This window comes from Photobacterium sp. DNB23_23_1 (genome assembly GCF_052873815.1).
In genome coordinates this window covers 24,834-32,872 of the sequence record NZ_JBNNXT010000055.1, presented here as the reverse complement: position 1 = coordinate 32,872, position 8,039 = coordinate 24,834, and the positions used below count along the sequence as shown (strand labels likewise).

Genomic DNA, 8,039 nt, shown 5'->3' with positions numbered 1-8,039 from the left:
GAGATGGATTCGAACCATCGAAGGCAGAGCCGTCAGATTTACAGTCTGATCCCTTTGGCCACTCGGGAACCCCTCCACAAGTGCGGAGCGCATATTAGCAAACCGAGATGAACTGTAAACCCTTTTCCTCACTATTTTTGTCTGCTTGCTGTTATTTTCATCATATTGTTGATTGAGCTGGCGTTATTGATGTTTTTCTTCGCTTTGGTAAATGCGACATTGCTTTTCTTTACACTTCTTTACCTCGCTTAAGGGCTGGTTCAGATATCATGCATGCAGTTTAAAAATAATGGATTTCATAATGAAAAAGGTCCTTGTTGCGGCAATGGTGACTGCCGCGTTAACAGGTAGTGGATATTTTTACTTCCAAAGTCAATCTATGGCAGCAGAGCAGCCCGCTGCCCGCTCGGCGCGAGAGATCCCTGTGACGCTTGGTGAAGTTAGTGCCCACCCTGTTGCACAATCTCTGTCATTGGTCGGTAAGCTTGAAGCGCAACGTTCGGTTAATATTGCTACTCAAGTGGCTGCCCGTGTCGAGCAAATTGAGATTGGGGTAAATAGCAAGGTCGAAAAAGGCGATCTGTTGGTGCAGCTTGATGATGCCAGAGCGAAAGCCGCTTACGCCGAAGCTAAAGCGTACTCAAATGATGAAAAGCGTAAATACAACGAATATCAGAAGCTGGTGAGCCGTGGTGCTATCACCCAAACTGAGCTGGATGCTCAGCTTGCCAGTGTCAGTATAGCCGATGCCCGTTTGCAGGCAGCAAAAGCCGATTTGGATGATCACGCTATCCGCGCACCCTTTAGCGGAACCGTGGGTTTGGTCGATTTCAGCGAAGGCCACATGCTGACTGTCGGTAGTGAGCTGTTCTCTCTGGATGACTTGTCGTTGATGCGTTTGGATATCCAGGTGCCAGAACAATACCTGTCTTTCTTGCGCGAAGGGATGACCGTCGAAGCGACTAGTCAGGCATGGTTGGGTACAACTTTTAGCGGTGAAATCAAAGCCATTGATTCGCGTGTTCAGGCCGACTCTCTCAATATTCGCGTTCGTGTGGAGTTTGATAACCAAGACGGCTTGCTGAAGCCGGGCATGCTAATGGCTGCCAGTCTTGGTTTTGCCCCGCAAGATGCTGCCGTGATCCCAGTGCAGGCACTGGAATACTCTGGCACCAAGCGATTTGTTTATTTGGTTGATGAAGCCGGTAAAGCCCACCGTACCGAAGTACAGCTTGGAGCCCGTATCGAAAGTGAAGTGGTTATCGAGTCAGGAATCGGTATTGGTGATCGTATAGTGATTCAAGGACTGGTGAATATGCGCGACGGTGTGCAGGTGAGCGATATCATGGCGCAAAAAGCTAATGGCGCGCCGAAACAACAAGGTCCAGCTGGAGATGATGCGTAATGTGGTTATCTGATGTATCGGTAAAGCGTCCGGTTGTCGCTATCGTTCTCAGCTTGCTGTTGGTGGTTTTTGGCTTGGTGTCTTTTACCAAGCTGTCGGTACGAGAAATGCCGGATGTTGAAAACCCTGTGGTAACGGTGTCGACCAGCTACTCGGGGGCTTCCGCCACCATAATGGAAAGCCGGATCACCTCGGTACTTGAAGATCAGCTTTCGGGGATCAGTGGTATCGAGAGTATCACTTCCACCACCCGTAATGGTATGTCGCGGATCACCATCGAGTTTGAACTCGGCTGGAACCTGACCGAAGGGGTCAGTGATGTGCGAGATGCGGTATCACGCGCCCAGCGTCGTTTGCCCGATGAATCCAATGATCCTGTAGTATCGAAAGATAATGGCTCGGGTGAGCCTGCTGTTTATATCAATCTGACGTCAAGTGTTATGGATCGTACTCAGCTGACCGATTATGCCGAGCGTGTTCTGATGGACCGTTTCAGCCTGATCAACGGGGTCAGCTCGGTCAACCTAAGTGGTGCATTGTACCGGGTCATGTACGTTAAGTTGATGCCTGATCAAATGGCAGGTCGTGGCGTGACGACCAGCGATATTGTCAGCGCTCTAAATAAAGAGAACGTTGAACTACCTGGTGGTGAAGTACGAAATGACACCACCACTATGTCAGTGCGTACTGCGCGACTTTACCAAGATGCATCAGATTTTGAATATCTTGTTGTCCGTACTGCCGAAGACGGCTCGCCAATTTACCTTAAAGATATTGCTCAAGTCGGTATTGGTGCGCGGAACGAGAATGCCACCTTTAAAAACAACGGAATTTCGAACTTAAGTCTCGGCATGGTCACCATGACAGATGCCAATCCACTCAATGTATCCAAAGCGGTATACGAAGAAGTGGAGCGCATGCAGCGCTTCCTGCCTGAAGGCACAGAGTTGTTTGTTGACTATGACTCAACGATCTTTATCGACCGCTCGATTCAAGAAGTATATAGCACCCTGTTTGTTACTGGTTTGCTGGTCGTATTGGTGCTTTACATCTTTATCGGTCAGGCCCGTGCAACCTTGATCCCGGCAATTACTGTTCCGGTATCGCTGATCTCTGCCTTTATGGTGGCGTACTTTTTGGGCTTTTCAATCAACCTGCTGACTTTGATGGCATTGATCTTAGCGATCGGCCTGGTGGTGGATGATGCCATCGTGGTGGTGGAAAACATCTATCACCATATTGAACGTGGTGAGCCGCCGTTACTGGCAGCCTACAAGGGAACCCGGGAAGTAGGCTTTGCGGTTGTTGCAACCACGGTTGTACTGGTTATGGTGTTCCTACCGATCTCCTTTATGGACGGTATGGTTGGGCCATTGTTCACCGAATTTGCGGTTTTGTTGGCAATGGCAGTCATTTTCTCGTCGATTGTCGCATTGACCCTGAGCCCGGTATTAGGCAGTAAGCTACTGAAAGCTAATGTGAAGCCGAGTAAATTCAACCTTTGGGTTGATCGTATGTTTGGCCGTTTAGAAGCCGGATACCGTAAGGTCGTTACTGTTTCGGTACGCTACCGTTACGGTGCACCTTTCATCGTCTTAGCATTTATTGGCCTGAGCGTTGTGTTGATGAAAAGCGTGCCTTCGCAGTTGGCACCGCAGGAAGACCGTGGCGTTATCTTTGCTTTCCTTAATGGTGCAGAAGGGACCAGCTACAACCGTATGGTCGGTAACGTCGAAGAAGTGGAAGCCCGTTTGCTGCCGATGGTTGGCCAAGGTGTCATTAAATCAGTTTCTATCCAGACCCCCGCATTCGGCGGTCGTGCCGGTGACCAGACAGGCTTTGTGATTATGCAGCTGGAGAACTGGGAGGATCGTGATGTTTCGGCAACGGATGCCTTGGATATGGTGCGTCGATCACTACAAGGGATCCCCGATATTCGGGTGAGGCCGTTTATGCCTGGTTTTCGTCGAGGATCATCTGAGCCTATCCAGTTTGTGCTGAATGGTGCGGATTATACCGAGTTGTTCCATTGGGCTAATAAGCTAAAAGACCTTGCCGAAAGCAGCCCAATGATGGACGGCACGGACCTGGATTATGCTGAAACGACGCCAGAGCTGGTTGTTTCGGTGAACCGCGAGCGTGCGGCAGAACTGGGGATCCCGGTCAATGATATTGCCGAAACCTTGGAAGTTATGCTGGGCGGTCGCAGTGAAACGACGTTCATTGACCGTGGCGAGGAATACGATGTGTATTTGCGCGGTGATGAAAACAGCTTCAATAATGCCGCGGATCTCAGCCAGATTTATGTTCGTACCCGTACAGGCCAACTGATCACGCTGGAATCACTGGCTAAAGTGGAAGAGGTGGCCTCACCACAGCGTTTGAGCCATAACCAGAAGCAGAAGTCGATCACTCTGAAAGCCAACTTGGTACCGGGCTTCACATTGGGCCAGGCGCTGGATTTCTTGGATGAGCAAGCCTTGTCGATGTTACCAAGCGATATCGTGATTGATTACGCCGGTGAGTCGAAAGATTTCCGTGAAAACCAAAGCAGTATCCTCATGGTGTTTGGTTTGGCTCTTTTGGTTGCTTACCTGGTGCTGGCGGCGCAATTTGAAAGCTTTATTAACCCGATGGTGGTCATGCTAACCGTTCCTATGGGGATTTTCGGAGGCTTAGCCGGGTTGATGGTAATGGAGCAGAGCCTCAATATCTTCAGCCAGATCGGTATGATCATGCTGATAGGTATGGTGACCAAGAACGGTATCTTGATTGTGGAATTTGCCAACCAGCTGCGCGATAAAGGCGTACCGTTCGAGAAGGCGATCATTGATGCCTCTGAGCGTCGTTTGCGGCCAATTCTGATGACCGCGTTTACCACCTTGTTTGGTTCGGTACCATTGATTCTATCTACTGGTGCAGGCTCGGAAGGGCGCATTGCGGTGGGTGTCGTGGTGTTCTTCGGTATGGCATTCGCCACCTTTGTTACCCTGATTGTCATTCCGGCGATGTACCGTCTGATGGCAGCCAATACCAAGTCGCCGGGTTATGTGGCCGAGCAGTTGGACAAGGCACTGGATCAAGATAACAGTGTGAAAGTAGGGCCAACAGGTGAGCCACTAGCGGATTAAATGATTACCTGATAATCAAAAATGCCACCGGTCGGTGGCATTTTTTTTATTTCCTTTCCCATGATGCTGGGCTATTGCTAGAATACTCGGCCATAATTATCCCTTGATCGCGTTGTGAAACGCACAGTATAGAAGAAAACTATGTCTCAAAATCAGCCTAACAAGGGTGCTGCAAATGGCGAACAGAGCCAAGCAGTGCGACTTAATAAATTTATTAGTGATACAGGCTATTGCTCACGCCGCGAGGCGGACAAGCTTATAGATCAAGGAAGGGTGACGGTAAACGGTCAAGAGCCAGAGATGGGCGTTAAAGTCATGCCTGGCGATGATGTACTGGTTGATGATAAGCCGTTGCGCGCGAAGGAAGCACCTATTTATATCGCGTTGAACAAGCCAGCAGGTATCACTTGTACCACTGAGCGCCATATCCCGGATAACATTGTTGACTTCATCGGCCACCGTAAGCGTATTTTCCCAATTGGTCGCCTGGATAAGCCGTCTGATGGTTTGATATTCCTGACCAATGACGGTGATATCGTGAATAAAATTCTGCGTGCCGGTAACTCGCATGAGAAAGAATATGTAGTACGTGTCGATAAGCCAATTACCCAAGAGTTCATTGATAAAATGGCGTCTGGGGTTGAAATTCTCGATACCGTGACCTTGCCGTGTAAGGTGACAAAGGAAACCAACTATTCATTCCGTATTGTGCTGACTCAGGGCCTGAACCGTCAGATCCGCCGTATGTGTGAAGCGTTGGGCTACGATGTATTCAAGCTGCGTCGTGTGCGTATCATGAACATCAGCATTGATGGTCTACCAAACGGTAAGTGGCGTTATCTGACGGATGCAGAAATTGGCGAGATCAACAGTCTGATTGCCGATTCGAGCAAGACCGAAGAAGCGTCTAAAGTGGATGGCGAAGGCAAAAACATCAAGAAAGCAACAGATGCTAAGCTGTTTGATAGCCGCCAACAAGAAGGCGAGGGTAAGATCAAGTACAAGACTTACCAAGGTAAGGGTGAGCCGAATCGCCGCCGCCATAGCGGTGAGCGCAGTGATCGTGGCGACCGCCGTGATGATCGCCGTGGCGGTCAAGGTCGCGGCCAAGGCCCGAACCGTGGTCAGGGGCAAGGTCAGGACCGTCAGGATGAGCGCAGAAGTCCGCGTCCGGGCCGTGGCGTACAGCCTGGTCACCGTCGCACTCAGCGTGATGACGAAGCCTCAGGCTCTCGTAACGGTTCAGGCTCTCGCAATAGCAACGGCGGTTCAAGCAAAATCCAGAAGTGGAAATCGCCGAAGGGTGAATAACTTTTTACTCGCCTGAATGAACATCAAAAAAAGCGGACATAGGTTGTCCGCTTTTTTGTATTTCAGCGGTGGAATAATTTCTGCCATATTCGCGCTTGCAATCCCGTCAACGAATTTGCAATATTGTACTCATTGACGAAAACACCTGATAACCGAGTTATCACTTGGCCGGCCTTGCCAACAATGTCGGTTACACGTCCTGCGGGGCGAAAAGCGGTACGAATTCACAGAGGATGTAATGGCAGGCAATACTATTGGACAACAATTTCGCGTCACCACCTTTGGTGAGAGTCATGGTTTGGCGCTGGGCTGCATTATTGACGGTTGCCCTCCGGGACTCGAACTGACTGAAGCGGATATGCAACATGACTTGGACCGTCGACGTCCGGGGACCTCTAAATATACCACTCAGCGCCGTGAGCCTGATGAAGTCAAAATTCTCTCTGGCGTGTTCGAAGGCCAGACAACAGGTACGTCTATCGGCTTGCTGATTGAAAACACAGATCAGCGCTCTAAGGACTACTCGAACATTAAAGACTTGTTCCGCCCTGGCCATGCCGATTACACCTATCACCAAAAATACGGTATCCGTGATTACCGTGGTGGAGGCCGTTCGTCTGCCCGTGAAACCGCAATGCGTGTTGCTGCCGGTGCCGTTGCCAAGAAATACCTCAAGCAGGTGCATGGTATTGAAGTACGTGCTTACCTATCGCAAATGGGCGATGTCAAAATTGACAAAGTTGATTGGGAGCAGGTGGAGCAGAATGCCTTTTTCTGCCCGGATGCGGATAAAGTCGATGCGTTCGACGAGCTGATCCGCAAGCTGAAGAAAGACGGTGATTCCATCGGAGCTAAGCTGACCGTCGTTGCGAACAATGTGCCCGTTGGCCTCGGCGAGCCGGTTTTTGACCGTCTTGATGCGGATATTGCCCACTCACTGATGAGCATTAACGCAGTGAAAGGCGTGGAAATTGGTGACGGCTTTGAGGTTGTCGAGCAGCGTGGCAGCGAGCACCGTGATGCCATGACGCCAGAGGGCTTTAAGTCTAACCATGCCGGTGGCATTCTTGGCGGCATTTCGTCAGGTCAAGATATCGTTGCTCACATTGCGTTGAAGCCAACTTCAAGTATTACGGTACCGGGCGAGACGATTACAAGCCAAGGTGAAACCGCTGAGGTGATCACTAAAGGTCGCCATGACCCATGCGTGGGGATCCGTGCAGTGCCGATTGCCGAGGCGATGCTGGCTATCACCCTGATGGATCATCTGTTGCGCCACCGTGGCCAGAATGCCGATGTGCTAACAGAGACGCCAAAGATTTAATCGATACGTCTTTTATCGAGATGTAAAAAGCGAGGACATGTCCTCGCTTTTTTATGTTTCGTTCTATACCAATCTGGATAAGTCGTTGTTCAAATATTTATGTAGGTTGGTATCACTTTGAACTAACCTTTTGGTGCTTCTAGCTTCTCTGCGGCAGGCTCGATCTCTTCCAATCGAAAGACGGGTAAGCTCCAACCAAACTGTACAGCGGCCACTCGAATACTGAAACCCACCACTAATGTACTGATAGTGACAATCGTTTCTTCCACACCCAAGTAAAGTAACCCGTAGTACATGCCTCCTGCGATGAAGGCCACTGATGCGTAGAACTCTTTTTGCAGTACCAGTGGTGGGCGGCGAGTGATCATATCCCTCAGCAGGCCACCAAAAACGCCGGTGACGACAGCTGCTACGAGGCAGATCAATGGTGATAAGCCCATATCCATTGCCACACGACAGCCGATGATGCTAAAGACAATCAAGCCTAGCGAATCCAGTAACACGAACACTTTATGGAAGCGAACCACTTGCGGTGCAACCATGGTCGTGAATAGCCCGGCAAGGCAAGTGATCGCGAGGTATTGCGGATTAGCTACCCAGCCCAGTGGGTAATGGCCCAGTAATACATCACGCACCGTACCGCCACCGATAGCCGTGGCACTGGCAACGAGCATGACACCAAACCAGTCCATGTGACGTTTACCAGCAGCCAATGCCCCAGTCATGGCTTCAGCTGTGATCCCGATGATGTAGAAAGTTGTTAATAGCATGAGAATAATCGATGAAAATAAGAGTACCTGAAAGTGGTTGCGATTTTATGCCGCGTTTTTACTGACGTCGAATGAAATGAATTTTGTAATACATGAAT

The 8,039-nt window shown here is 49.9% G+C and carries 5 protein-coding genes; 4 read left to right on the top strand and 1 reads right to left on the bottom strand.

Translation table 11 applies throughout. The features are described from left to right. Nucleotides 1-301: 301 nt before the first annotated feature. The 4 genes from ACVA53_RS22890 (at nucleotide 302) to aroC (ending at nucleotide 7,171) form a co-directional block, all read left to right on the top strand. Nucleotides 302-1,405, top strand: a complete 1,104-nt coding sequence (locus tag ACVA53_RS22890; RefSeq protein WP_274132853.1) for an efflux RND transporter periplasmic adaptor subunit — start codon at nucleotides 302-304, stop codon at nucleotides 1,403-1,405. Beyond that, nucleotides 1,405-4,536, top strand: coding sequence for a multidrug efflux RND transporter permease subunit (locus ACVA53_RS22885; RefSeq protein WP_446506368.1), 3,132 nt, complete (start codon nucleotides 1,405-1,407; stop codon nucleotides 4,534-4,536). The genes ACVA53_RS22890 and ACVA53_RS22885 overlap by 1 nt, the downstream gene beginning before the upstream one ends. 141 nt (nucleotides 4,537-4,677) lie before the next feature. Then, complete coding sequence (rluF, locus tag ACVA53_RS22880) at nucleotides 4,678-5,847, top strand: 23S rRNA pseudouridine(2604) synthase RluF (RefSeq protein WP_446506367.1); 1,170 nt, start codon at nucleotides 4,678-4,680, stop codon at nucleotides 5,845-5,847. Nucleotides 5,848-6,085: 238 nt separating this feature from the next. Continuing rightward, nucleotides 6,086-7,171: a chorismate synthase gene (gene aroC, locus ACVA53_RS22875; RefSeq protein WP_446506366.1), complete on the top strand. Its 1,086-nt coding sequence runs from the start codon at nucleotides 6,086-6,088 to the stop codon at nucleotides 7,169-7,171. Nucleotides 7,172-7,293: 122 nt separating this feature from the next. Here the strand turns inward: aroC and ACVA53_RS22870 are convergent, their stop codons facing one another. Continuing rightward, nucleotides 7,294-7,941: a trimeric intracellular cation channel family protein gene (locus tag ACVA53_RS22870; protein WP_446506365.1), complete on the bottom strand. Its 648-nt coding sequence runs from the start codon at nucleotides 7,939-7,941 to the stop codon at nucleotides 7,294-7,296. Nucleotides 7,942-8,039 lie beyond the last annotated feature (98 nt).